This window comes from Nocardiopsis mangrovi, assembly GCF_042653925.1.
Classification (GTDB): Bacteria; Actinomycetota; Actinomycetes; order Streptosporangiales; family Streptosporangiaceae; genus Nocardiopsis_B; species Nocardiopsis_B mangrovi.
In genome coordinates, this window is the sequence record NZ_JBHSFQ010000013.1 from 71,709 (window position 1) to 95,751 (window position 24,043).

The 24,043-nt window shown below is 72.0% G+C and carries 23 protein-coding genes; 5 read left to right on the forward strand and 18 right to left on the reverse strand.

The window, feature by feature from the left end:
- Positions 1 to 25 precede the first annotated feature (25 nt).
- The 8 genes from ACFO4E_RS14850 to ACFO4E_RS14885 all read right to left on the reverse strand — a co-directional run bounded on the left by ACFO4E_RS14850 (position 26) and on the right by ACFO4E_RS14885 (position 9,169).
- Complete coding sequence (locus ACFO4E_RS14850; protein WP_378574950.1) at positions 26 to 1,966, reverse strand: sensor histidine kinase; 1,941 nt, start codon at positions 1,964 to 1,966, stop codon at positions 26 to 28.
- 120 nt (positions 1,967 to 2,086) lie between these two features.
- Positions 2,087 to 2,383, reverse strand: coding sequence for a hypothetical protein (locus ACFO4E_RS14855; protein WP_378574952.1), 297 nt, complete (start codon positions 2,381 to 2,383; stop codon positions 2,087 to 2,089).
- A gap of 9 nt (positions 2,384 to 2,392) precedes the next feature.
- Positions 2,393 to 3,187, reverse strand: a complete 795-nt coding sequence (locus tag ACFO4E_RS14860) for a hypothetical protein (RefSeq protein WP_378574955.1) — start codon at positions 3,185 to 3,187, stop codon at positions 2,393 to 2,395.
- 265 nt (positions 3,188 to 3,452) lie between these two features.
- A complete protein-coding gene (locus ACFO4E_RS14865) occupies positions 3,453 to 3,890 on the reverse strand; it encodes an SRPBCC family protein (RefSeq protein WP_378574958.1) in 438 nt (145 codons plus the stop codon).
- Positions 3,891 to 4,041: 151 nt separating this feature from the next.
- Complete coding sequence (locus ACFO4E_RS14870; protein ID WP_378574960.1) at positions 4,042 to 5,058, reverse strand: NUDIX hydrolase; 1,017 nt, start codon at positions 5,056 to 5,058, stop codon at positions 4,042 to 4,044.
- Positions 5,051 to 7,117 carry an RNA degradosome polyphosphate kinase gene (locus ACFO4E_RS14875; protein WP_378574963.1) on the reverse strand — a complete coding sequence of 689 codons (2,067 nt, stop codon included), beginning with the start codon at positions 7,115 to 7,117 and terminating at the stop codon, positions 5,051 to 5,053. The genes ACFO4E_RS14870 and ACFO4E_RS14875 overlap by 8 nt, the downstream gene beginning before the upstream one ends.
- A 202-nt stretch (positions 7,118 to 7,319) precedes the next feature.
- Positions 7,320 to 8,240 (reverse strand): CPBP family intramembrane glutamic endopeptidase, encoded by a 921-nt coding sequence (locus tag ACFO4E_RS14880; RefSeq protein WP_378574966.1) that lies wholly within the window; start codon positions 8,238 to 8,240, stop codon positions 7,320 to 7,322.
- A gap of 14 nt (positions 8,241 to 8,254) precedes the next feature.
- Positions 8,255 to 9,169, reverse strand: coding sequence for a CPBP family intramembrane glutamic endopeptidase (locus tag ACFO4E_RS14885; RefSeq protein ID WP_378574968.1), 915 nt, complete (start codon positions 9,167 to 9,169; stop codon positions 8,255 to 8,257).
- A gap of 260 nt (positions 9,170 to 9,429) precedes the next feature.
- Here ACFO4E_RS14885 and ACFO4E_RS14890 point away from each other — a divergent pair, with 260 nt between their 5' ends.
- From ACFO4E_RS14890 to ACFO4E_RS14900, 3 genes are read left to right on the forward strand one after another with little or no spacing between them, the layout of a single operon-like run.
- Positions 9,430 to 10,893, forward strand: coding sequence for a serine hydrolase domain-containing protein (locus ACFO4E_RS14890; RefSeq protein ID WP_378574971.1), 1,464 nt, complete (start codon positions 9,430 to 9,432; stop codon positions 10,891 to 10,893).
- Entirely contained in the window at positions 10,890 to 11,903 is a 1,014-nt protein-coding gene (locus ACFO4E_RS14895; RefSeq protein ID WP_378574974.1) for a sensor histidine kinase, read from the forward strand. Before ACFO4E_RS14890 ends, ACFO4E_RS14895 begins: the two co-directional genes overlap by 4 nt.
- On the forward strand, positions 11,900 to 12,556 hold the full coding sequence (locus ACFO4E_RS14900; protein WP_378574977.1) for a response regulator: 657 nt from the start codon (positions 11,900 to 11,902) through the stop codon (positions 12,554 to 12,556). The genes ACFO4E_RS14895 and ACFO4E_RS14900 overlap by 4 nt, the downstream gene beginning before the upstream one ends.
- A gap of 95 nt (positions 12,557 to 12,651) precedes the next feature.
- Here ACFO4E_RS14900 and ehuA read toward each other — a convergent pair whose 3' ends face one another.
- The 8 genes from ehuA to ectA all read right to left on the reverse strand — a co-directional run bounded on the left by ehuA (position 12,652) and on the right by ectA (position 19,681).
- On the reverse strand, positions 12,652 to 13,497 hold the full coding sequence (gene ehuA / locus ACFO4E_RS14905; protein WP_378574979.1) for an ectoine/hydroxyectoine ABC transporter ATP-binding protein EhuA: 846 nt from the start codon (positions 13,495 to 13,497) through the stop codon (positions 12,652 to 12,654).
- Positions 13,484 to 14,122 (reverse strand): ectoine/hydroxyectoine ABC transporter permease subunit EhuD, encoded by a 639-nt coding sequence (ehuD, locus tag ACFO4E_RS14910; RefSeq protein WP_378574980.1) that lies wholly within the window; start codon positions 14,120 to 14,122, stop codon positions 13,484 to 13,486. Before ehuD ends, ehuA begins: the two co-directional genes overlap by 14 nt.
- Positions 14,122 to 14,847 (reverse strand): ectoine/hydroxyectoine ABC transporter permease subunit EhuC, encoded by a 726-nt coding sequence (gene ehuC / locus ACFO4E_RS14915; RefSeq protein ID WP_378574982.1) that lies wholly within the window; start codon positions 14,845 to 14,847, stop codon positions 14,122 to 14,124. The genes ehuD and ehuC overlap by 1 nt, the downstream gene beginning before the upstream one ends.
- 14 nt (positions 14,848 to 14,861) lie before the next feature.
- Complete coding sequence (gene ehuB, locus ACFO4E_RS14920; RefSeq protein ID WP_378574984.1) at positions 14,862 to 15,776, reverse strand: ectoine/hydroxyectoine ABC transporter substrate-binding protein EhuB; 915 nt, start codon at positions 15,774 to 15,776, stop codon at positions 14,862 to 14,864.
- A gap of 327 nt (positions 15,777 to 16,103) precedes the next feature.
- Positions 16,104 to 17,015, reverse strand: a complete 912-nt coding sequence (gene thpD / locus ACFO4E_RS14925; RefSeq protein ID WP_378574986.1) for an ectoine hydroxylase — start codon at positions 17,013 to 17,015, stop codon at positions 16,104 to 16,106.
- Between the two features lie 202 nt (positions 17,016 to 17,217).
- Positions 17,218 to 17,652 (reverse strand): ectoine synthase, encoded by a 435-nt coding sequence (locus ACFO4E_RS14930; protein ID WP_378574989.1) that lies wholly within the window; start codon positions 17,650 to 17,652, stop codon positions 17,218 to 17,220.
- Positions 17,653 to 17,745: 93 nt separating this feature from the next.
- Positions 17,746 to 19,011, reverse strand: a complete 1,266-nt coding sequence (gene ectB / locus ACFO4E_RS14935) for a diaminobutyrate--2-oxoglutarate transaminase (RefSeq protein ID WP_378574992.1) — start codon at positions 19,009 to 19,011, stop codon at positions 17,746 to 17,748.
- A gap of 61 nt (positions 19,012 to 19,072) precedes the next feature.
- On the reverse strand, positions 19,073 to 19,681 hold the full coding sequence (ectA, locus tag ACFO4E_RS14940; RefSeq protein WP_378574995.1) for a diaminobutyrate acetyltransferase: 609 nt from the start codon (positions 19,679 to 19,681) through the stop codon (positions 19,073 to 19,075).
- A 684-nt stretch (positions 19,682 to 20,365) separates the two neighbouring features.
- Here ectA and ACFO4E_RS14945 point away from each other — a divergent pair.
- Together ACFO4E_RS14945 and ACFO4E_RS14950 are read left to right on the forward strand one after the other, a co-directional pair.
- Positions 20,366 to 20,632: a WhiB family transcriptional regulator gene (locus ACFO4E_RS14945; RefSeq protein WP_378574998.1), complete on the forward strand. Its 267-nt coding sequence runs from the start codon at positions 20,366 to 20,368 to the stop codon at positions 20,630 to 20,632.
- A gap of 700 nt (positions 20,633 to 21,332) precedes the next feature.
- Positions 21,333 to 21,977, forward strand: a complete 645-nt coding sequence (locus tag ACFO4E_RS14950; protein ID WP_378575000.1) for a copper resistance CopC family protein — start codon at positions 21,333 to 21,335, stop codon at positions 21,975 to 21,977.
- 115 nt (positions 21,978 to 22,092) lie between these two features.
- On the opposite strand, the gene ACFO4E_RS14955 is transcribed toward ACFO4E_RS14950, so the two are convergent.
- Positions 22,093 to 22,854, reverse strand: a complete 762-nt coding sequence (locus ACFO4E_RS14955) for a PP2C family protein-serine/threonine phosphatase (RefSeq protein ID WP_378575002.1) — start codon at positions 22,852 to 22,854, stop codon at positions 22,093 to 22,095.
- Between the two features lie 242 nt (positions 22,855 to 23,096).
- On the reverse strand, positions 23,097 to 23,879 hold the full coding sequence (locus tag ACFO4E_RS14960) for a hypothetical protein (RefSeq protein ID WP_378575004.1): 783 nt from the start codon (positions 23,877 to 23,879) through the stop codon (positions 23,097 to 23,099).
- Positions 23,880 to 24,043 lie beyond the last annotated feature (164 nt).

Genomic DNA, 24,043 nt, shown 5'->3' on the forward strand with positions numbered 1-24,043 from the left:
CGTCTCCGGTTCTCGGTCGATCGGTTCACTGGTTCGGCGACAGGGCGCTCAGCGGCAGGGCGTCCTTGGCCGCGAGCCGGTCCTCCGCGAAACATAGCCGGAAGAACTTCCGCTCGTCGGTCTGCTGCGCGGACCAGTAGTAGACGCATTCGGCATCCGCCGGAGCGGCCGGCATGTCGCCGACCGGATCCGCGAACATCCGGAAGAACGGCAGCCGCCGCTCGACCTCCCCTCGGTCGTGGCCGACGCGCAGGTCGGCGTAGACGGCGGGGTCGAGGCCGTTGACCGTGGACACCGCGCCGTCGGCGGCGAGCTTCAGCACCCCGATCGCGGCGGGCACCGCCACCGGGACCAGGAGGAGGACGGACAGCCCGCGGCGCACCCTGAGCCGGCGCTCCTCGTACTGGCGGGCGGACTCCGTCGCGGGCCCGCCCCCGACGCGCCCCGGACCGGCGGCGATGCGCCCTTGGCCGACGGAGACGCGCCCCTGGCCGGCGGCGCCGACGTGCTCCGGGCCGGTGGCGCCGATGCCGTCCGCCCCCATGGCGGTGGCGGCCTCCGTGCCGCCGCCGTCGGTGCTGTGCGGACCCGCGACGTCGGTGCGGTGCGGCAGAACGGCGTCGACCGCGAACCCGCCGCCGTGCGGGGCCGCGCGCAGCGTGCCGCCGAGCAGCCGGGCGCGTTCCGCCATGGCGGCCAGCCCCGTGCCGGTGCCGGGCACCCTACGCACACCCGCGTCCGGCCCGAGTGCCTCAGGGGCCGGGGCGTCGGGCGCCCCGTTGACGACCCGGACCTCGGTCGCCGTGGCCGTATGGCGCAGGAGCACGGTGACCGCGGAGCCCGGCGCGTGTTTGGCGGCGTTGGTGAGGCCCTCCTGCACGATCCGGTGCGCGGCCCGCCGGACCGTGTCCGGAACCCCGTCGAGGCCCCCGTCGCCCGTCAGCTCCACCCTCATCCCCGCCGCGGCGGCCCGGTCGACGAGCCCGGAGATATCGGGCCGGGTGGTGCCGTCCGGCCCGGCGACATCGGGACGGGTGACGCCGATGACCCCGGAAATGGCGAGGCCCGACGTGCCGCCGAGGTCGGGAATGTCGGGGCTGGAGGCGCCGCCGGGGTCGGTGGCACCGCTAGGTCCGGCGCCTCCCTCGGGCCGCAGGACGCCGATGACGTCGCGCAGCCGCTCGGCCGCCGCGGCGACATCGGCGCGCAGTGCGCCGGCGGCCTCCCGGTGTTCGGCCGCAGCGCCGGGCGCGACCTCGAGGGCCGCGGCGCGCAAGGCGATGAGGCTGAGGTCGTGGCCCAGCGAATCGTGCATGTCCCGGGCGATCCGCGCCCGTTCGCGCAGCCGGGCGCGCTCGTCGCCGTCGCGCCGCAGCGCCTCCAGCAGCTCGGCGCGTTCCCAGCCCGCCCGGACCAGGTCGGCCGCCTGCCGCCGGTAACGCCCGAGCAGCCAGGGGGCGACCGGAGCCGCCGTTCCGGCGGCCGGCAGCAGTGGCCAGTCGAAGACGGCGGACACGGCGCCGAAGGCCCCGGCCTCGGCGGCACCGGTCGCCACCCCGGCCACCAGCCCCGCGACGGCCGCCGCCGCCATCAGGAGCAGGAACGGACGCGGTTCGGTGCCGCGCCGCCCGGCCAGGTAGCCGAGGGGAATGAGCGCCGCGAAGGGGGTGATCGAGAAAGGCGGTGCCGCCGTCAGCGCTCCACCCAGGTACGCGAGCACGGGAGCGGACACCGCCATCGCCAATGGCGGGACCAGGGACCGGAGGGGACGGGAACGCGCCAGTGCGACACTCAACGCGAGCAGCAGCGCCCCGACGACGAACTCGACCGGACGCCGCGCCGCCACGGGCCCCGCGAGGGTCTCCAGTGCCAGCACCGCGGTGAGCCCCGCCCAGAGCACGACCGCACCGGGCGCGGGCCAGTGGACCCTGCCCCGCACCCGCGAGCGAACATCAAAGGGGTTCATCACCGACCGCCATGAGCACCGCAGCACCAACTGCTCCTACAGAGACTGTAGGACGCCCGGGTGAACGGGAACGCGGCGGTGGGCGGGAGCCCCGGCTCCCGCCCACGGTCACATGGGGGTTCATTCCGCCGTCGCTGCGCGGAGTGCGGTGAAGATGTCCTCGGCCCTGCTCACCTTGGTCGCCCGCGCGATCCAGAGGAAGAGGGTGTCGAAATCGTCACAGGCCAGAACCCGTTTCTCCACGGAGTCGGGAACGTCGACCACTTTGAGGACGAGGAACGCCAGCAGGGCCGTTGCGATGCCGTGCGCCGTGCTGCCGCCGGACGCGGCTTCCGCCTGGACTTCGGCCCGGCCGCACACGTACCCCAATCCGTATGGGATGCGAAAGATGTCTGACTTATACCGATCGTTCTTCATGGCGAATTTTCACTCGAAGAGCTCTTCTACGCGGTCCGCTGTGACCGCACGCCCGAGCCAGAGGGTGAGGGTGTCGATGTCGCCACAGGAGGCGATCCGCGTCCGCGCCTCACCGGAGATCTCGATCCCCCTCTTCTCGAGGACCAAGAGGACATCCTCCGCACGGCTCTTCATCTCACCTTCGAGGAAGGGGCGCTTGAATGCCTCCGTCTCATAGCCGTCGATCCGCAGGTTCATGGCTGCCTCCAGGTACTTCTTGGCTCGGGCCGGAAGGGCCGTGAGTACGTACTCAACATATCCGGTGCTCGACGCTTCGATACAGGCGCGCAGGGCCGGGACCAGCGCGTCCAGCGCCGTACGGTCATCGGTGCGGCTTCCGGCCGCCGCGAGCATCGCGAGCTCGGGATGGCGGCGCACCTTCTCGTGGTCGGTGAACGGCTTCAGACCGGTCAGGGACAGCGCCACGGGCCGGACCTCGCCACATCCGAAGTCGATGGGGGCGGCGCACCACTTGGCGACGCTGTCATCGGGGGTCAAGACCAGCAGCGCCACGGGGCATGCGAGACGCGCGTGGAGATTGGTCGCGTACTGGGGCCAGCTCCGGCGTTTCCCCTTAGCGATATTGAGCTGGACCTCGGTGATGATCGCCAGCTGCGGCTCACCGCGTCCGTCCTCACAGACCACGACCGAGTCGGCCCGAAGTTCGGTGGGAGCGATGGACGTGACGTCACCGGATTCACAACGAACCCGGGAGAAATCAGGCAATTCCCGGGGTGCCACGCGTGAGAACAGGTCGACGGCCATATCCGGGACGTTCCGGATCATTTCCAGGGGGACCTCGTGTTGGATTGAGGGCATGCCAGGAACATAGGGGTATCCGCAAATCGCCGTGCTCGCGAACGACGGAATGCCGGGAAATGCCCCTTTGATTTCTCGCGGAATTATTTTCGCTCAGGACGAAAGTAGCCCCTGCCGAACCCGATTCCCGGAATACGGTCACTGCCCCAGGCCGCTCGGGGTGTGTTCGGCGGGGCGGCGGCCCGGTGGGGCGGCGGCCCCGTTCGGGGTGTCAGGCGGGGTTTTCGGCGATGGCCTTGAGGCGGGGCAGGGTACGCTCGATGCTGCGGGCGTTGCGCTGCGGAAGGCCGCCGAGGATGTAGAGGGCGGCCGTGGGGCCCGAGTAGTCGAAGGTCTCGGTGACCCGGGTGCTGCCGTCGGCCAGGGGCTCCAGCTCCCAGCGCCAGCGGTGGGGACCCATGTGGCGCCAGGCCAGCAGGCGGTTCTCGTCGAACTCCACCACGCGGTTGGCGATCTTGTACCCCACCCCCATCCGCATGTCCATGCCGAAGCGGTCGTCGGGGCCGAGCCGCTCCGGGCCGTGGACGAGCTCCTGGACGGTGCCCGATCCGTCGATCTCGGCGTGCCGGCGCGGGTCGGCGATGATGTCGAAGATCTTCTCCGCGGGAGCGTCGATCACGACGCTGCGCGAGATTTTGTGTTCGGCCATGGCCGCATCATCTCAGCCCCTGCCCGCTTCCCCCATCCCCGGGCGGGACGCCGTCCGGGTCCCTGTCCCGGACGGAACGCAGCCCTGGTCCTCGCCTCGCGGTGGAACACCGTCCGGGTCCCGCCGTGGGGCGGGGCTCCGGCCCGGTTCGCTACCCGCGGGCGGAATGGCGTTCGGCGCCGGCCAGGGTGCCGTCGGCGGCGTCGAGGTGGATCACCCAGAACGATCCCTTGCGCAGGCCCGGCTGCTGCGGGATCGCCGCGCCCAAGCGGCCGAGTGCGTCGCGCAGCAGCCCCCCGATCAGCTCCCCGTGCGTGCACAGCAGTGTCGGACCGCGCCGCGCCAGCACGCCGGCGAACGCCTCGCGGGCGCCCTCGGCGTCGAACCCGCCGTCGGCACCCGCCCCTGCGGTGTAGGGGCGGCCGGTGGCCACCGTCGCCGAACGCGCCATCGCGTAGGGCAGCACCGTCTCGGTGCACCGGGCGGCGGCCGAGCTGACGACCTCCATCGGGCCGAAGGCGCCCAGGACGTCAGCCAGTTCCACGGCGTCCGCGCGCCCGGCGGTGTCGAGCGGGCGGAGCAGGTCGTCGTCGGCGGCGGCGGAGCCCTTCTCCCCCGCGGTGGCGTGGCGGAGGACGACGACCGGCACGGTGCGCGCCGGCCCCAGCGCGAAGTTGTCGAGCACCTGGACGTCGTGGTCGTAGGTCAGCCGGTCGCGGGCCGCGCCGAGGCCGACCCACTCCGCGGCGTCGATCTCGTCGTTGGGGGTGAAGGCGGAGGCGCCCGCGGGGGTGGCGGCCCACCATTCGACCTGCTTGGGCCAGCCGTTCTTGAGGTAGCGCTGCGGCGGCAGCCGCCGGCCGAGGACGGGCGCGCAGCCGGTCTCCTCGGTGACCTCGCGGACCGCCGCCGTGAGCGTGTGCTCCCCGCTCTTCAGCTTGCCCTTGGGCAGGGACCAGTCGCCGCGGTCGGGGCGGTGGACGAGCATGACCTCGCGGTCGGAGGCGGCCGTGTCGCCGTCCCCGGCGGGGCCGCCGCGGCGCGGGCGCCACAGTACGGCCCCCGCGGCGCGGATGGGCTCCAGGTAGCCGCCGGGGGCGGTGTCGCGCGGCGGAAAGGCGCTGGTGACGACGGCCTCGCCGAGCGGGGGCCGGGACGGCTCAGACATCGACGACCCTCAGGTGGCGGTCGCCCCGCAGGGTGTTCTGGAGGTCCAGCAGCGGTTCGCCCGCGTCGTCGCGGGTGGCGCGCGTCCAGGAGCCGTCGGCCGCCATGCGCCATGCGGAGGTGTCGTCGGACATGGCCAGGTCCATGAGCCCCACCAGGCGCGACACGTGGTCGGGCTCGACCACCCGGATCATCGCCTCGACCCGGCGGTCCAGGTTGCGCGGCATCAGGTCGGCGCTGCCGATCCACACCTCGGGCCGTCCCCCGTTCTCGAACACGAACACGCGGGAGTGCTCCAGGTAGCGGCCGAGGACGCTGCGCACGCGGATGTTCTCCGACAGCCCGGGGACGCCGGGCCGGAGCACGCAGCTGCCGCGCACCCACAGGTCGATGGGCACGCCGGCCCGCGACGCCGCGTAGAAGGCGTCGATCATCTCCTCGTCGACCAGCGAGTTGACCTTGACGCGGATGCGCGCGGGCGCGCCTTGGGCGTGCTGCTCGATCTCGTTGCGGATCAGCCGGACCAGGTCGTCACGCAGCCCGGTGGGGGCGACCAGCAGGCGGCGGTAGTCGCGCTTGCGGGAGAATCCGGTGAGGTGGTTGAACAGGTCGGTGAGGTCGGCCCCCACCTCGGGGTCGGCGCTGAACAGGCCGAAGTCCTCGTAGGCGCGGGCGGTGCGCGGGTTGTAGTTGCCGGTGCCGACGTGGCAGTAGCGGCGCAGCGAGCCGTCGTCCTCCTGGCGCACCACGAGCGCGAGCTTGCAGTGGGTCTTGAGGCCGACCACCCCGTAGACGACGTGGCAGCCGGCCTCCTCCAGCTTGCGCGCCCATTGGATGTTGTTCTGCTCGTCGAAGCGGGCCTTGATCTCGACCAGCGCCACGACCTCCTTGCCGGAGCGGGCCGCCTCGATCAGGGAGTCGACGATCGGGGAGTCGCCGCTGGTGCGGTAGAGGGTCTGCTTGATGGCGACGACGTCGGGGTCGGTGGCGGCCATCTCCAGGAACCGCTCCGTGGTGGCGGCGAAGGACTCGTAGGGGTGGTGGACCAGCACCTCGCCCGCGCGAAACGCCGCGTACAGGTCGTCGCCGGTGAGGGGGCGCGGCTCGATCGGCACCATCGGGGGGAAGGTCAGCTCGGGCCGGTCGATGTCGGCGATCTGGGACAGCCCGGCGAGGTTGAGCGGCCCCGGCACCCGGTAGATCTCCTCGGGCTCGGCGCCCAGCTCGTTGCTGAGGATGTCCAGCACCTCCGGGGAGATGGTGGGCTCCACCTCCAGCCGGACCAGCGGGCCGAAGCGGCGCCGCAGCAGCTCGTTCTCCAGCGACTGCACGAGGTCGTCGGTCTCGTCCTCGTCGACCTCCAGGTCGGCGTTGCGGGTGACCCGGAACGCGTGGTGCGCCTCGACCTCCATGCCCTCGAACAGCTCGGGCAGGTGCTCGGCGATGACGTCCTCGACCGGGACGAAGCGGTGGTCGTGGAGTTCGATGAAGCGCGGCAGTACCGAGGGGACCTTGACCCGGGCGAACATCCGCCGCGCCGTGCGGGGGTCGCGGACGGTGACGGCGAGGTTCAGGGAGCGGCCGGAAATGTAGGGGAAGGGGTGGGCCGGATCGACGGTGAAGGGGGTCAGAACCGGGTAGACGGAGCGCGTGAAGAACCGGCGCATGCGCCGGCGGTCGGTGTCCTCCAGCTCCGCCCAGCGGACGATCCGGATCCCGGCCTCCGCCAGGGCCGGGGCCACCGATTCGTCGAAGCAGCGGGCGTGGCGGAGCATCAGCTCACGGGTGACCTTGGAGATGCGGCTCAGCAGGTCGCGGGGGTGGTGGCCGCTGGGGGACGCGACGGCTACCCCGGTCGCCAGCCGGCGTTTGAGCCCGGCGACGCGGACCATGAAGAACTCGTCGAGGTTGCTGGAGAAGATCGCCAGGAACCGGACTCTCTCCAGCAGGGGGATGGAGGTGTCCTCGGCGAGTTCGAGGACGCGCTGGTTGAAGCGCAGCCAGCCTTCCTCCCGATCGAGGAAGCGATCGAGAGGGAGGTCGTCGCCACTGTGATCCATGCGTACCGGTTCCACACTCACGGCTCGCAGATTCCCCCATTCTCATGAACGAGCGAGAACGAGATGACGTCCGAAACATGATCAATATTGATCTTCCATACCCGTTATGCGGGCGAATCCTCCTCCGACCTCCGGATCCTCCGGAGGAGAAGGGTCACATCCGGAACGGCGCGCGCCCCCCGAAAGGCCCGTCCGCCGGCCGCTATCCCCAGAACGACAGGGGAACCGGGGCCAGCAGGGTGATGAACGAGTGCAGGACGATGTTCAGCCACATGTTGCGGTAGCGCGTCCACAGATACCCGAACATCACCCCGGCGACACCCTGCACGCAGACCGACATGGCCAGCGCCACGGGGAACCCGTTGGGCACGCCGCTCCCGACCAGGCTGAAGAGGGAGTAGGCGAAGGAGGCGGCCACGATCCCCGGCCAGCGGCCCAGGACGAACTCCAGCCGTGTCTGGAGCATGCCGCGGTAGAAGATCTCCTCCAGGATCGGCGACGACAGCAGGCTGATCGTGATCACCAGGACGGCGGTGAAGCGGTCGGGTACGGTGCCGCCCGCCATGGGCGGCTGCACGGCCCACGGCGACACCGCGACCAGCGCGTAGACCGCGATCGCGGCCAGCCCGCCCCACCGCCACCCCTCGGAGACCCGCAACGACAGGCGCGGCAGGTCGGGGCCGCTGTCGTAGCGCAGCACCCCGAACCCGCCGACCAGCATGACCGGCACCAGGAACAGGAAGAACGCCTTGGCGAGGAAGTAGGACAGCGGGGTGAGGGCGGTGCTGATGACGTGCAGCACCGACTCCAGCACGGGGTCGGCGGCGGCGAAGCCGAGCAGGCACATCGCCAGCACGAACAGGTCGAGCCGCGGCCACCGCCCGCGCATCTTGCCGCGCAGCCGCTCGTCGACCGGCCCGCTCGGGGTGGTCCAGGGCACCAGGCGGATGGCCACCATCGCCGCCACCACCGGGACCCACACCCGCCACACCGGCCCCGGCCGGTAGTCCTCGGACCCCGGGACCACGGTGTGGCCGGTGGCGTAGAGCAGCACCGCCGAGGCGACGAGCAGCGCGGCGCCCGCGGCGACGATCGCCCGCCGCGCCGCTGTGCTCTCGTTCACCCGTCGCATCCGGCTCACCCGATCAGTCGCAGGGTCGGGGCCACGGCGAGGGTGAGGATCCCGCCGCGCAACAGGATGCTCAGCCAGATGTTGCGGTAGAACGACCAGGTGCAGCCGTAGAGCAGTCCGAGCACGCCGTAGGTCGCCGCCGAGGAGTACCAGGGGGCGGCGGTCGACCCCTTGTCCATCGGCGACAGCTCGACGTAGTCCTTCATGACGGCATAGGTCACGGCGAACACCAGCGCGGTGATGGCGATGCCGCCCCAGCGGCCCACCAGCCACTCCAGCCGGGTCTGCACCATGCCGCGGAAGAAGATCTCCTCCGGGACCGCCACGGCGATGAAGGCGACCACCGCGGTCAGGAGCACCAGCCGGACGTCGTAGAGGGCCACCGGGTGGATCGTCAGCGGGACGAGCGCCAGCGCGGCCAGGACGGGGATCAGCCCGGCCCACCGCCAGCGGTCGCCGACCGCCATGGCCAGCGACGGCATCGCCGTGGCCTGGCCGCTCACGTTGAAGCCGGCCTGGTCGACGAACAGCACCGGCAGCACGAACAGGAACAGCACGCGCACCGCGGGGACCGCGATGACGAAGGGGATGTCGGTGCTGATGGAGTGGAACAGCGCCGACAGCCCGATCGTCCCGCCGATGAAGCCGAGCAGGAAGACCGCGAGCCAGCAGAGTTCGCGGTGCACCGGGTGGCCGTCCAGGACCGAGAACGTCCGGGCGTCGAGGTCGTGGCGCCGCTGGTGCCCCGTCACCGCCAGCATCACCAGGATGCCGATGACCGAGGGCAGCCAGACCGACAGCCCCACGATGCCGCCCTGGCCGGCCGCGGGCAGCGCCGGGTGCAGGAGCAGCACGGCGAGGAGCACGGCCGCGGCCCCCGCCGCAGCCGCCCGCAGCATCCGGCTGTACGCCTTTGTCACCGACTTCTCCCCCAGGTCAGAGCCTCAGTCTGCCCCGAGAGAAACTAAAAGTGACGCAATGACAACGGTATGTCGCCACTCGGTGTGCGCGGCCGGCCGCCCTCCCGGGGGCGGCTCCGGCGGTCCGCTCCCGCCCCTGGTGCGGCGGAGGCACCCCTGACTTTCGTCGGGGGTGGTTCCGGCGCATGGGCGGGTCCGCTGGGGCCGGGTGCGCTCCTAGATTCTTCTCCGCCCCACCCGAAAGCGGAGAAGGAGAAGGTGTGCGGAAGAAGACCACGGCTCTCGCCGCAGCGGTCGCGATCGCCGCCGCCGCGGTGTCCGGCGCCGCTCCGGCGCTCGCCCGGACGGCCTACGACGTCCCCGGGCCCGGCGGGGAACTGGCGCCGGAGACCATCGACGCCTACCTCGGCGACGTCATGGACGCCACCGGGCAGCCGGGGATGGCGGTCGCCGTCACCCGCGGCGACGACATCGTGCACACCGCCGGCTACGGACACGACTCCGCCGGCGCACCGGTGACGGCGGAGACGCCCATGCGGATCGCCTCGGTCACCAAGTCCTTCACCGCCATGGCGGTGATGACGCTGGTCCGGGACGGCAGGATCGACCTGGACGGCACCGTCGCCGGACAGCTCCCCGGGTTCGCCATGGACGACCCCAGATCCGACGAGGTCACGGTGCGCCACCTGCTCAACCAGACCTCCGGGTTCTCCGACACGACCATCGACGTCGAGGCCCTGCGCGACGCGTCGTCGCTCACGGAGTACATGTCCCTGCTGGAGGCCGGGTCGCTCGCCGCGGACCCCGGCACGGACCACCGGTACTGCAACGTCAACTTCGAGGTCGCCGCGCGCCTGGTCGAGGTGGCGAGCGGGCGGCCCTTCGACGCGTACATGCGGGAGGCGGTGTTCGACCCGCTGGGGATGGCCCGCACCACGCTGGACGAGGCCGAGATCGCGCCCGCCGACGGCCTGAACTCCCTCTACGGCCTGTGGATCCCCCGTGCGGAGATGCCCGGGTTCCGGACCTTCAGCGGCGCGGGCGGCGTCATCACCGACGCCGCGGACATGGGCCGCTGGCTCACGGCGCACACGGGCGGCGGCGCGCCGCTGGACCGGGACCTGCTCGACACCATGTACGCCCCCTCCGACGTCGACGACTACGCGATGGGCTGGAGCCCCGAGCCGCTGGCCGGCGGCGGAGAGCTGATGGTGCACAGCGGCAACCTGTTCACCTACAGCGCGATCCAGGGGTTCTCCCCCGAGACCGGTTACGGGTTCGCGGTGCTGACGAACGGCGCGGCGCTGACCGACGCGACCTACCCCGTCCTGCTGGGGCTGGCCGCGTTGAGCGAGGGCCGCCAGCCCGAGGCGCCGGGCAGCGGGCGCGCCGCGGCCGACGCCGCCCTCGCCGCGGCGGCGGTCGCGGCGATCGGCCTCGGGGCGGTGGGCGTGGCCCGCTCCCGGCGGTGGGCACTCCAGCGCGCCGGCCGGCCGGCTTGGCTGACCGCGCTGCGCATGGTCCCCGTCCTGCTGCCGGTGGCGCTGTTCGCGCTCTACCCGACGGCCGTCGAGGCCCTCAGCAACGGCCGGGAGGTGACCTGGGAGCAGATGACCTACTTCCCGCTGCCGCTGACGCTGACCCTCGGCGCGGCGTCGGCAGCGGGGCTGGCCACCGCCTGTTCCCGGGTCGTCCGCACCGCGCGGGTAAGGTCGCACCCATGATCCACGGCGTTGTGCTGGCGGTCCTCGCCCTGGCCGGCGCGCTCAACGGCCTCGACACGGTGACGCTGCCCCTGTGGCGCCAGGTCCTGTACCTCCCGCTGGGCGCGGCGTCCTACCTGCACGGGCGCCACCTGCCGTCGGCGTGGGACCGCTGGGTGCTCGCCGCCGCCGGCGCCGCGGGCGCGGCCGTCGTCCCGTTCGACCGCGGCACGGGCGCGGCCGTCCTGTTCTCGCTGACCCTGGGCGTCGTGCTGCCGTGGCTGGCGGGCCGGTTCCGGCGCCAGCAGAACGACCTCGTGGAGGCCGGTCGGCAGCGGGTCGCCCAGCTGGAACGGGAGCAGGGGTTCATCGCGGAGAGGGCCCGGCTGCGGGAGCGCGCCCGCATCTCCGCGGACATGCACGACACGCTCGGCCACGAACTGGCCCTGATCACGGTGCGCGCGGGCGCGCTCGAGCTGGCGGCCGACGCCGATGCGCGCACCCGCGACGCGGCGGCCGGGCTGCGCTCCTCGGCGGTCGCGGCCACCGACCTCCTGCGCCGGACCATCGGGATGCTGCGCGAGGACCCCGGCGCCGCCGCCGAGCCCCCCGGCGAACCGGTGACGGCGCTGGTCGCACGGGCCCGCGACGCCGGGATCGCCGTCGACCTCACCCTGCGGGGGGCGCGCGGGCCGCTGCCGCCGCTGGTGGACCGGGCGGTGCACCGCGTGGTCCAGGAGGCCCTGACCAACGCCGCCCGCCACGCGCCGGGCGCGCGCGTGGCCGTGGCGGTGGAGCAGGGGCCCGACTGCGTCGCCGTCACGGTGGCCACCTCGGCGGCCGAACCGGCGCCCGCCGGGCCGGTCGCGCCCGGCCCCGCCGCGGGCGGCGGCAGCGGCCTGGCGGGCCTGCGCGAGCGCGTCGGGCTGCTCGGCGGCGAGCTGCGGGCCGGACCGTCCGGCGGGGGCTTCGCGGTGGCCGCCCGGATACCGGTCGAGCCGCGCGCCGCTGGGCAGGGGGACGCGCCGTGATCCGGGTGCTGGTGGCCGACGACGAGGCCGTGCTCCGCGCCGGCGTGCGGGCGATCCTGCACACCGACCCCGGGATCGAGGTGGTCGCCGAGGCCGCCGACGGGCGCGAGGCGGTGGAGCTGGCGCGGGCGCACCGGCCCGATGTCGCGCTGCTCGACATCCGGATGCCGCGCATGGACGGCCTGGACGCGGCGGCCGAGCTGCGCCGCGGCCTGCCCTCGGTGGCGGTCGTCATGCTGACCACCTTCGACGAGGACGCCTTCGTCGCCCGCGCGCTGGAGGAGGGCGCCAGCGGCTTCCTGCTGAAGGCGTCCGACCCGCGCGAGCTGGTGGCCGGGGTGCGCGCGGCCGCAGGCGGCGCCGCCTGCCTGTCGCCGCGGATCGCCCGCCGGGTGATCTCCGTGCTGCGGGGCGACCGGCGGTTCGCCCGTTACGAGCAGGCCCGAGCGCAGGTGGTGGCGCTCACCGGGCGCGAACGCGATGTGCTGGCGCTCCTCGCGGAGGGGCTGTCCAACCGGCAGATCGCCGACCGGCTCTTCCTCTCCGAGGGGACGGTCAAGGGCCACGTCAGCGCGATCCTGGTGCGGCTCGGTGCGGACAACCGCGTCCAGGCGGCGATCATCGCCTACCGGGCGGGGATGGTGGACGGCTGACAGGCCGCCGCCCGCCTCCCGGGGTCTCCCGGGGGGCGGGCGGCGCGGCCGGCCGGGGACGGACCGGCCGGCCGGGGTCGGGTGGTCGGCCGCCGTCAGCCGGTTTCGAGGACGGCCTTGAGGAACGTCTTGGTCCGCTCCTCCTGGGGGTCGCCGAAGATCTGCTCCGGCGTCCCCTCCTCGGCGATCCGGCCGGCGTCGAACATCAGCACCCGGTGGGAGACGTCGCGGGCGAAGCCCATCTCATGGGTGACGCACAGCATCGTGATGTCGGTGCTCTGGGCGATGTCGCGCAGGACGTCGAGCACCCCGGCCACCAGCTCCGGGTCGAGGGCGGAGGTGACCTCGTCGAGCAGGAGGATCTCCGGGCGCATCGCCAGGGCGCGGGCGATCGCCACCCGCTGCTGCTGGCCGCCGGAGAGCTGCGTGGGGTGCGCGTCGATCTTGTCGGCGAGCCCCACCATGTCGAGGAGCTCCGCGGCCCGCTGGTTCGCCTCCTCCTTGTCCACCCCCAGGGTGTGGACGGGGCCCTCGGTGATGTTGCGGCGCACGCTCATGTTGGGGAACAGGTTGAACTGCTGGAAGACCATCCCGATCTTCTTGCGGGCCTGGCGCAGGTGGGCCTCGTTGGCCTTGACCAGCCGGCCGTTCTTGTGCATGTGGGTGAGCGGCTGCCCGTCCACCCAGATGACGCCGCCGTTGATGGTCTCCAGCGTCATGAGCAGCCGCAGGATCGTGGTCTTGCCCGACCCGCTGGGCCCGATGAGGGTGACGCGCTCGCCGGCGGCGACGTCGAAGTCCAGCTCGCGGAGCACCACGTTGTCGCCGTACCGCTTGACCACCTGCTCGAAGCGGATGAGCTTCCCGCTGTCAGGGGTCTGCCGGTCGCCGTCGGGAGCGGGGTCGGGCTCGATGGCCTGCGTGTTGTCAGACAGCGGCATAGCGTCGCTCCAGTCGTCGGATGAGGACAGCGGAGGGCACGCTCACCAGCAGGAAGAGCAGGCCGACCAGCGTGATCGCCTCGAAGTTGCGGAAGTACTGACCACCCAGGCCGCTCGCGTGGAACATCATCTCCTGCACGGTGATGGCGTAGAGGAGGGGCGTGTCCTTGAACATGGCGATCAGGTAGTTGCCCAAGGCGGGGATGACCTTGCGGATGGCCTGGGGCAGCACCACGGCGCCCCACACCCGCGCGGGGGGCAGGCTGAGCGCGCGGCACGCCTCCCACTGGCCTTTGGCCACTCCTTCGATCCCGGACCGGTACACCTCGGCGGTGTAGGCGGCGTAGTGGACGCCGAGGACGGCGATGCCGAGTGTCAGCGCCGAGACGCTCGACGGCGCCAGGAAGAACACGAAGAGCAGCTGCACCAGCAGCGGGGTGGTCCGGATGAACTCCATGACCGCGTGCACGACCGGGCCGATGAAGCGGACCCGGCGGACGATCGCCACGAGCAGCCCCAGGGCGAGCGCCACCAGGTAGCCGACCAGTGTGGCCAGCACCGTGATGACCAGGCCGTCGAGCAGCCGCGGGATGACGATCGCGGTGAAATCCCAGTCCCACAGCATCAGCGGGCTCCCCCTGTCGTCGTGCCCACCGAGGGCGGGCGCAGCAGGGCGAGCAGCCCGCCGCCCGCGGGCGCGCGGCCCAGCCGCCGGTTGGCCCGGCGCTCCAGCAGGCGCACCCCCAGGATGAGCACCTGGGCGATGATGAAGTACATGATGAGGGCGCTGCCGAACGCCCAGATGGTCTCACCGCTGGACTGGCCCTGGAGGCGGGCGACCTGGGTGAGGTCGGCGACTCCGATCAGCGAGACGATGGCGCTGGCCTTCATCAGCTCGATGACCAGGTTGCCGAAGGTGGGCAGCATCTGTGCCCACGCCTGCGGCAGCAGCACCAGCCACATCCGGCGGGCCCAGGTCATGTTGAGGGCGATGGTGGCCTCGGTCTGCGCCCGGGGCACGGCGTTGATCGAGGAGCGCACCACCTCGGCGCCGTAGGCGCCGACGTTGAGGCCGAGGGCGAGCACGGCGGCGAAGTTCACGTCCAGCTGGTACGGGGTGATCTGCGGGATGGAGAAGGCCATCCAGAACATCAGCACCAGCGCGGCGATACCGCGGAAGGTCTCGGTGTAGAAGGTGGCGACTCCGCGCGCCACCGGGTTGCGGAGGGTGCCCAGGATGCCGATGGCCATCGCGAGCACGAAGGCCAGGGCGATGCCCAGGACGGTGATGGTGAAGGTGACACCGGCGCCTTCGAGATAGAGCGGCAGCCGGTCGATGAGGAAGTCCACTGCGCGGCCGCCGCCTATTCAGAGCAGAGCTGCTCGGTGGTGAGGTCGCCGGGATGGGCCTCTTCGTCGAATCCGAAGGGCTCCCCGATCTCGGTCAGGCGGCCGTTCTCCTTGAAGTCGGCCAGCACCTGGTTGAAGGCCTCCAGCAGCTCGGTGTCGCCCTGGCGGAACGCGAAACCGCCCGCGGGGGTGACCTCCTCGCCGTCCACGACCGGGGTGAAGCCCTCGGTGACCTCGAAGTCGTCGCCGGTGCCGCGCTGCTCCAGCTGGTAGTTGAGGGAGAACGTGCTCAGCGCCACGGCGTCGACCCGGCCGTTCTCCAGCAGGTCGATGGCTCCCGCGGCGTCGCCGGGCAGCTCCATCTGCCCGGTCGGCACGTTGGCGCCCTGGGCGTACTCCTGCTCCACCGACGCGTTGAGCACGGCGATGGTGACGTCGGGGTTGGCGGCGACGTCGTCGAAGGTCGCCAGCTCCATCGGGTTGCCCTTGGGCACCATGAACGCCTGGAGCACCTTGTAGTCGGGTTCGGAGAACGCGACCTCGGCGCACCGGTCGGGGGTGATGTACATGCCCGCGGCGACGACGTCGAAGCGGCGGGCCTTGAGCCCTTCGATCAGGCCGTCCCAGGCCACGGCCTCGGCCTGGATCTCCTCGACGCCGAGTTCGGCGAAGATGGCGCGCAGCAGCTCGGGCGCCTCGCCGGTGGCCTGCCCACTGTCGTCCATGTAGCCGAACGGCGGCTCGTTGTTGATCGCGGCCCGGATGAAGCCCTGCTGTCTGAGCGAGTCCAAAGTCGTGGCGCCGTCGGTGCGTGAACAGGAGACCAGGGCGGGCCCGAGCGCCGCCGCAGCCAATCCGAACCCGCCCGCGCGGAAGAGGTCGCGTCGGCCCATTCGGCCGAGCACCTTGGGGTGGACGATGTTGACCATTGCTCTCTCCTTATTGAGGGCCGACCCGGCAAACGACGGGGAAACGACACGGCGCCCCCTCCCAGTGCGGAGGGGGCGCCGTGCAACAGTGCGGGACCAAACGCGGCCGTCGGAGATCCCCAGGTCAGGGGGGATGATCACTGCCGGACCACCAGGGCCACGCGGTCGTCGACCGGGCGCCTGAAACGTCAGTGCCCATGATCGTCCGCGTATAACTGCGGTGGAATGGCACGTTATGCACTGGTTATCTCGGCCCTTGGCCGGATCCGGCCCCGTAACGATCGGGACACGTATAGTGCGTGTTCCCGCTAATAGCCGATTCCGTTCTCATTTCACTGGTGTGAAATCGCGCGCGGCCAGGAACGCCGGCCGGCGCTCTTCCGCCGCGAACGGCTCCACACAGGCGTTGTCCACACTGTTGAACACGATGAACACGTTCGAGCGGGGGAACGGGGTGATGTTCCCGCTGGAGCCGTGCATGCAGTTGGAGTCGAAGACGGTGGCGCCGCCCGCCGGGCCGCTGAGGACGTCGATCCCGTGCTTCTCGGCGAGGATCGTCAGGCTCCCCTGGTCGGGGGTGCCGATCTCCTGGCTCGTCAGCGATGCCCGGTAGTGGTCCCGGGGGGTCTCCCCCACGCAGGACACGAACGTCTTGTGGGATCCGGGCATGATCATCAATGCGCCGTTGTGCTCGTAGTTGTCGGTGAGGGCGATCGAGACGCTGACCGCCCGCATCCGCGGCATGCCGTCCTCGGCGTGCCACGTCTCGAAGTCGGAGTGCCAGAAGAAGTCGGTGCCCGAGAAGCCGGGCTTGTAGTTGACCCGGCTCTGGTGCACGTACACATCCGAGCCGAGGATCTGCCGCGCCGGGCCGACGACGCGGGGGTCGCGCACCAGCTCGGCGAAGAGCCGGCTGAACTTGTGCACCTCGAACACGGAGCGGACCTCATCGGACTTGCGCTCGACGATCACGCGTTCGTCGGAGCGCAGGTCGGGGTCCTCGCGGAGGCGGCGCAGCTCGTCGCTGTAAAGGGCGAGCTCATCTGCGGTGATCAGGGCCTCGACCTGCAAATAGCCCTTGGCGTCGTAGCCGGTGAGATCCGTATGGTCGAGCGGTCCCGCCCCGGGTTCGCCCCACACAGCGGGGTCCCTGCGGTAGAGCAGGGCCGGTTCGGGGTCCTTGCGAGTCGGGTAGTCGTCCATGGTCGGCTGCTCGAAGTGCGTCGTCAACAGAGTCATGGCCACACCCCTCAGGGGGTTCTCTCCTCGGTCCTCGTCGGGAGCTGTTCACTCTTGAGTTGAATCCTGCGGTGGTCCTTCTGCGATTCCTGCGGGTGGTACTGCTGCCGGCGAACGGCGGGGGGTCGGTGGGCGGGCGGGACGCCCGGGGTACCGCGCGAGGAGCAAGGCCCGCGCGGGCGCCCCGCCCGCGGCCGGCGGATCAGCCGACGACGGGCTCGGAGCCGTTGGCCGAGACCTGGTCGGGGCCGTCCTCGACGATCAGTGGGTACACGCCGTTCTCGTCGTGGACCTCGCGCCCGGTGACGGGCGGGTTGAAGACGCACAGCACCCGGAAGTCGGTCTTGGGCCGGATGATGTGGTGCTCGTGCCCGTCGAGCAGGTAGAGCGTGCCGGGCGTGATGGTGTGGGTCTCGCCGGTGTCCTCGTTGACGAGCTCTGCTTCGCCTTCGATGCAGTGCACCAGCTCGACGTGGTTCGCGTACCACATCCGGGTCTCGGTGCCCGCGTAGAGCACGGTCTCGTGGAAGGAGAAGCCGACGCCCTCCTTCGCCAGAATGAGACGCTTACTCCGCCAGGTCTCGGTCTGGATGTCCCGTTCGGTGTCGGTGACCTCATCCAGGCTGCGAACGATCACGGTGTGCTCCTCTTGGCGCATCTGCGTACGTGCCGCGGACGGGCCCGGACACGGGGTCCGGGGCCGCCCCCGGCGGCTTACGGATCCGGTCTATCAGGCCGGAAGGGCGATCTTCACCGCCGCGCGCGCCGCGTCGGCGATGATTTCGAGCCCCTCCTCGAGCTCTTCCTCGGTGGTGGTGAGCGCCGGGAGGAGCTTGGCGACCTCGTCCTCGGGGCCGGAGGTCTCCAGCAGCAGGCCGCGGCGGAACGCCTCCTTGGCCAGCGCCTTGGCCGTGCTCCCCTGGTCGAAGGCGAGCCCGCGGGCCATGCCGCGGCCGCGCACGTGGGCTCCCTCGTCGGCGAACTCGGCGGCGATCGCGGTCAGCCGCTCCTCGATGAGCGCCCCCTTGGCCAGGGTGGACCGCTGGAGTTCGTCGTCGCGCCAGAACAGGTCGAGCGCCGCCTTGCCGGTGACGAAGGCCGGGCTGAACCCGCGGAAGGTGCCGTTGTGCTCGCCGGGCTCCCAGACGTCCAGGTCCCGTTTGAACAGGGTGAGCGCGAGCGGCAGGCCGTAGCCGCTGATCGACTTGGAGACCGTGACGATGTCGGGCACGATCCCGGCGTGCTCGAAGCTGAAGAACGGCCCGGTGCGCCCGCAGCCCATCTGGATGTCGTCGACGATCAGGAGCATGTCGTACTCCTTGCACAGCGACTCGAGGCCGCGCAGCCATTCGGCGCTGGCGACGTTGATGCCGCCCTCGCCCTGCACGGTCTCGACGATCACCGCGGCCGGCTTGTCCAGGCCGCTGCCGCTGTCCTCCAGCAGGCTGCGCAGCCACAGGAAGTCCGGGGTGCGCCCGTCCATGTACTTGTCGAACGGCATGGTCGCGGCGTGGCTGAGCGGAACGCCGGCGCCGCCGCGCTTCATCGAGTTGCCGGTGACGGCCAGCGCGCCGAGGGTCATGCCGTGGAAGCCGTTGGTGAAGCTGATGACGGTCTCGCGCCCGGTGTACTTGCGGGCGAGTTTGAGCGCCGCCTCGACCGCGTTGTTGCCCGCCGGACCGGGGAACTGGACCTTGTAGTCGAGTCCGCGCGGGCCGAGGAGGACCTCGCCGAAGGTCTCCAGGAAGTCGCGTTTGGCCGCGCTGTAGGCGTCGAGGCTGTGGACGATGGAGTCCCGCGTCAAGTAGTCGATCAGGTGGGTTTTCAGCTCCGGATGGTTGTGCCCGTAGTTGAGCGATCCGGCGCCGGCGAAGAAGTCGAGGTAGGGGCGCCCCGACTCGTCGTAGACATGGCTGCCCCGCGCCTTGTCGAACACGACGGGCCAACTGCGGCAGTAGCTGCGGACGTCGGATTCGAGTCGGTCGAAGATATCCATCTGGATTCCTTGGTTCCTTTCCCCGGGCTCGTGGGCTCGCGGCGGTGACGACGGGGTGGGTTCAGGAGGATCGTTCGGAGGGTCCGGACCGCGCCCGGCCCAAGGGGCCGATCCGCACGAGCTCTTCGGGCTCGTGGCCGTCAGGGCCGTCGTGCGGGAAGTGGTCGCGCTCGAACAGCGGGCTCCACCGGGCTTCGGCACCGCGGTCGCGGGCGAAGGACGCGAAGAGGCGCCGCGAGGCGGTGTTGTCCGGTGTGACCGTGGCCTCCAGGTGGGTGACGCCGCGGGCCTCGATCCGGTCCCCGATGTGGTCGAGCATCCGGCGCGCCAGGCGCCGCCCGCGGAAGGCGGGGTCGACCCCCACCTGCCACAGGAAGTAGGTGTCGGGGGCGTCGGGCCGCACATAGCCGGTGACGAACCCGCGCAACTCGCCGCCCGGATCGCGCGCCGCGACGCTGGTGGCGGCGAAGTCGCGGCACCAGAGGGCGTAGGCGTAGGGCGAGTTGAGGTCGAGCCCGGCGTCGCGTGCGAGCCGCCACAGGAGCCGGCCGTCGTCCACCGACGGCGGCTCCAGGATCACGCCGTCGGGAGCCGGGGAGACGGTTACAGCGGGGTCATCCCCTGGGGCTCCGGAGGCGCTGTTCTCGGCACGGATCTGTTCATGAGGCACGTCGCAGGAACATAGCGAACCTTGCTGAGCAGCGTTTTTCTTGGTTTTCCGGGGTGTGTTTCAACGGCGTTTCGCGGGGTAGGGCTCGTTTATTTGGCCGCGATCGGCCGCCTCGGTCACTATCCGTCGCCGTCCGCGAGGGGTTCGTCGGCACGTGGAGTGCCGGTGGTCCCGGGTGGCTCACCAGGAGGTTCGGAGGTAGGCCGGGGGTGGCCCGAGTGCACCGAACGGGAGAGGTCTCCAGGGAGATTCTGCCGCGCAACAGCCAAACATGGCAGCAACGCAGCGAATTTTAAGGGTGACTTAAGTCATATTGATTCGGGTGAAAGGTCAGTACAGACGCGCCGGGGCACACACCTCCCCTTTCCACCGCTTCCCTCCAGGCCCGTCGCCGCACCGCCGTCCCCGTGGCACGCGGGCTTCCCGGGCGGGCCACGGCCACCTCCCGCGCCACCACAAGGGGCGCAGATCAGGGCTTGCGCGGCGCACGAATATTTAGCAGACTGCGTGTAGTACGACCGAATGTAGTACTACGACAAGTCGAGTCGACCAGGCGTACCCGGACGAAGCCTCCGCGCGGACCATCCCGGCTTCGGCGGAGCACGCAGTGTCCTCGACGTTCTCTCGTGGCCCGGTGCGAACGCCGGCCGCACGAGGTCACCGGCCAGCGAACGGAGGCGCCTGGTGAACCGCCTTTACCACGAAAGCGAAGACTGGGTCGCGCAGGGATCCTGCCGCCAGTACGACCCGGAGCTGTTCTTTCCGGTCAGCACCACCGGCCCCGGCCTGCACGACGCCGAACTCGCCAAAGCGATCTGCCGCGGCTGCGCCGTCCGCACCGAGTGCCTGCAATGGGCGCTGCGCGCGGGCGAGCCGCACGGCGTCTGGGGCGGGACCACCCCCGAAGACCGCCGCTATATGCGCCGCGACCTGCTCCCCGCCGCGAGCTGAGCGGGAACCCCATCGAGCGAGCCCGAGGGGACCGGCGGCCTTTTCCCGTCCACGGCCCCTCGGCTAGGTTCTAGAGTCGTGCACTCTCCCGGACACGGCCCATTGCGGGCGATACGCACGGCGTTCCTCGCCGGGGCGTGCGCCGGGCTCTCCTGGGCCGGGCACGCGCTCTGGGCCGACACCCCGGCCTCCCCCATCGCGGCGCCGGCGGCCGCGGTGCTCCTCGCCCCCCTGCTCGCCGCCCTCACCCGCCACCAGCGGACCTTCGGCGAGATCTTCGCGATCCTCGCCGCGGCGCAGGTCGCCCTCCACCTGGTCTTCCTCGCCTCGGCCCCCGAATCGCCCGCGCTCGCCGAAGGGCACGTCGGCCACGGCCTCGCCGGGTACTTCCCCGGCATGCTCGTCGGGCACCTGTGGGCGGCCCTGCTGGCGGCCGCGCTGCTGGCACGCGGCGAGGCCGCCCTCTGGTCGCTCATGGCGGCCCTCGGGGCCGTCCTGCCCTCCCTGACCGCCCCGGCCGCCGTTCCCGCGCCCGCCGGCACGCCTCCGTGCGTCCCCGCGCCCCCGCTGCTCCGCCCCGGCGGAGGCGCACCCCGCCGCGACCGCTCCCGCGCACCGCCGGTACCCGTCCCCACCCCACCGCGCGTCCCCCCGACGCGCCTTGCACGGACGGACACCGACCGCCTGAAAGGGCACTTCCATGACACACGCGTTCACCGCGCGGCGCGGCGCCACCCTGCTCGGATCGCTCGCCGCGGGGCTGCTGCTGGCCGGCGCCCTGGCCCCCTCGGCCCTCGCGCACAACACCCTCATCGCCTCCTCGCCGGAGGACGGCGCCGAACTCGACGCCGCCCCTGACGAGGTCACCCTGACCTTCAACACCTCCGTGGGCGAGGGCGGCAACGCCATCGTCGTCACCGGCCCCGACGGCTCCACCTACGAGGACGGCGAGGTCGCGGTCGACGGCCCCGACGCCTCGGTGGCCCTGAAGGCGCCGGAGGAGGCGGGCGAGTACACGATCGCCTACCGGATCATCTCCGCCGACGGCCACCCGCTGGAGGAACAGCTCACCTTCACCCTGTCCGAGGAGGCCGTCCCGGAGGAGACCGCCGCGGCCGAGGAACCGCCGGCCCCCACCGACGCGGCCGGCGGCGACGACGCGGGCGCGGACGCCTCACCCGCCGCCCGGACCGGGGTCGCCGACGACCCGATGTCGGCGCTGGGCCCGGTGGGCGGCGTCGTGGCGGCGATCGCGGCGATCGCGGTCGTGGCCATCCTGGTCGTGCGCATGCGCAACCGCCCCGGAAGCGGCGGCGACGGCGGCAACGGGAACAGCGGAGCCTGACGGCGGCCGCCCGGCGCTCGAGAACACGTACGGCCCGGAGCGTGTGCTCCGGGCCGTACGTGTTCCGCCGCGCGACCGGGGCCTGAGGCCGGGACCCGGCGGTCGGGAGACCGTGTCAGCGGCGGCGCGCCAGCAGGATGCTGATGTTGTCGCGGCCCGACGCCTCCATGGCGGCCTGCCACAGCGCGTGCACGGCGGCCTCGTCGCTGCCGGCCTCGGCGATGATGCGCTCCATGTCCTCCAGCAGCACCAGGTCGGAGAGGCCGTCGCTGCACATCAGCCAGGCGCCGGGGTCGGGCTCGTGGTCGCGGCCGACGTGCGGGACCATCGCGGTCGAACCGCTGCCGCCCAGCGACTGGGTGATGAAGTTGGTGGTGACGGGCTTGCCGTCCTCGGAGGGGGGCAGCGGCGGGGAGTCGTCCTGGGACAGCTGGCGCAGGCGGGTCCCCTCAAGCCGATAGGTCCGGGAGTCGCCGACGTTGAACCAGAAGTTGCCGTCGGCGTTGAGGAGCACCCCGGCCACGGTGGTCCCCATGCCGGAGAACTCGGCGTGCTGGGTGGCGTGGTCCTTGATCTCCTCGTCGATGTTCTTCAGCAGGACGTCGACGTCGTCGGGGGAGACCAGGCGGGGGCTCATCTCCGCCATGCGGTGGACGGCGTGCTCCGAGGCGATCTCGCCGGCCGCGTGGCCGCCGAGGCCGTCGGCCACGGCGAGGATGACGGGGTCGCTCACGGGCAGCACACAGCGCACGGGCAGGGTCATGTTCGCACTGGCGATGGTCATGGCGCCCATGACCACGGCGTCCTCATTGGCCGGGCGGACCGCACCCCGGTGCGTGAGGGCTGTGACCGTGACTTCCCCACCAGCGAGTCCCATACGCCCAAACCTCCTGTTTCATCGGCAGTTCATGCCGAACGGCCCCAAGCGGCGCCTCATCCGGACGGGGACGAGGCGCGTTGATCATGCAACCGTATCGGGGCACCGCTGATCGTGGTCAAAATCCGCGTACATCATGGCGGAAATCGCCCCGATACGCAGTTCCCGACGGGGCTCCCACCCCGGCCACACCACCAAAGGTACGGGCCCCGCAGCCTGGCCGCGACCGGCCCCGGGCGCGGTCAGATCAGGGCGCCCGGGACCCCCGGTCCGGGGCGCGCCCCGCCGCCCCCGCGCCGACCACCGCCACCTGCGGCGTCGACGTACGCGGACGCGATGTCGCCGAGTGTGTCCCCCGCTCCGGCGACCACACGGCGCACCCGGATCCCGTGCCTGCGCAGCGCGTCCCCGAGCGGCCCGGGCAGCTCCACCGCCCCGACGACCGTGTCGACCGCGCCGTCACCGCCGATGGTTCGGTCCCCGCCCGGCGCGCCGCCCGCCGCGTCCCAGCCGCCCGCGTCGCCGGCCGCCGCCGGGCCCGAGCCGTCGGGACCCGGGAGGACCACGGTGGCGCCGTCGGCCAGGAACGCGCGTGCGGCCCGGACCAGCCAGAGGGCGCTGGACGGTTCGCGGCGCAGCGCGCCCGCGCACACCACGAGGATGTCGAGGGCGCCGAACTCCAGCGCCGCGTAGGCCGGGACGCCCTGGCAGTCGGCCTCACGGGCGAGGTCGCAGTGGATGGCGACGGACGCGGCACCGAGTTGGGAAATGCGCCGGGCGGTCCCGGACAGCGGGCCACCGTACCCACCGGGAAGCGGCCGCGCACCGGGCCTCCGGCCGGTGTCCCCGGCGTCGTCGGCCACGGCGACGGCGGCGCCGGCCTCCGCCAGCGCCAGGGCGATGGCCCGGCCTTCGGCCCGCATCCCGCCGGCGACGAGCGCACGCCGCCCCGCGAGGGGCCGTCCCGCCCTGCCGGGGAACGGCCGCCCGGCCACCGGATCGCCCGCCGCACGGGCCCAGGGCACCCCCTTCCCCCGCGACGCCGGACGCTCGCCTGCGCCCTTTCCCCTCCACGGCCCCGCCGCAGATCGCCCCGGATCCGAACCACCCGAGCCCCCCGTACCCCGGTGACCCGACATCCCTTGGCTCCGGTCGCCCGAGGCCCCCGCACCCGGGCGACTCGCAGGCC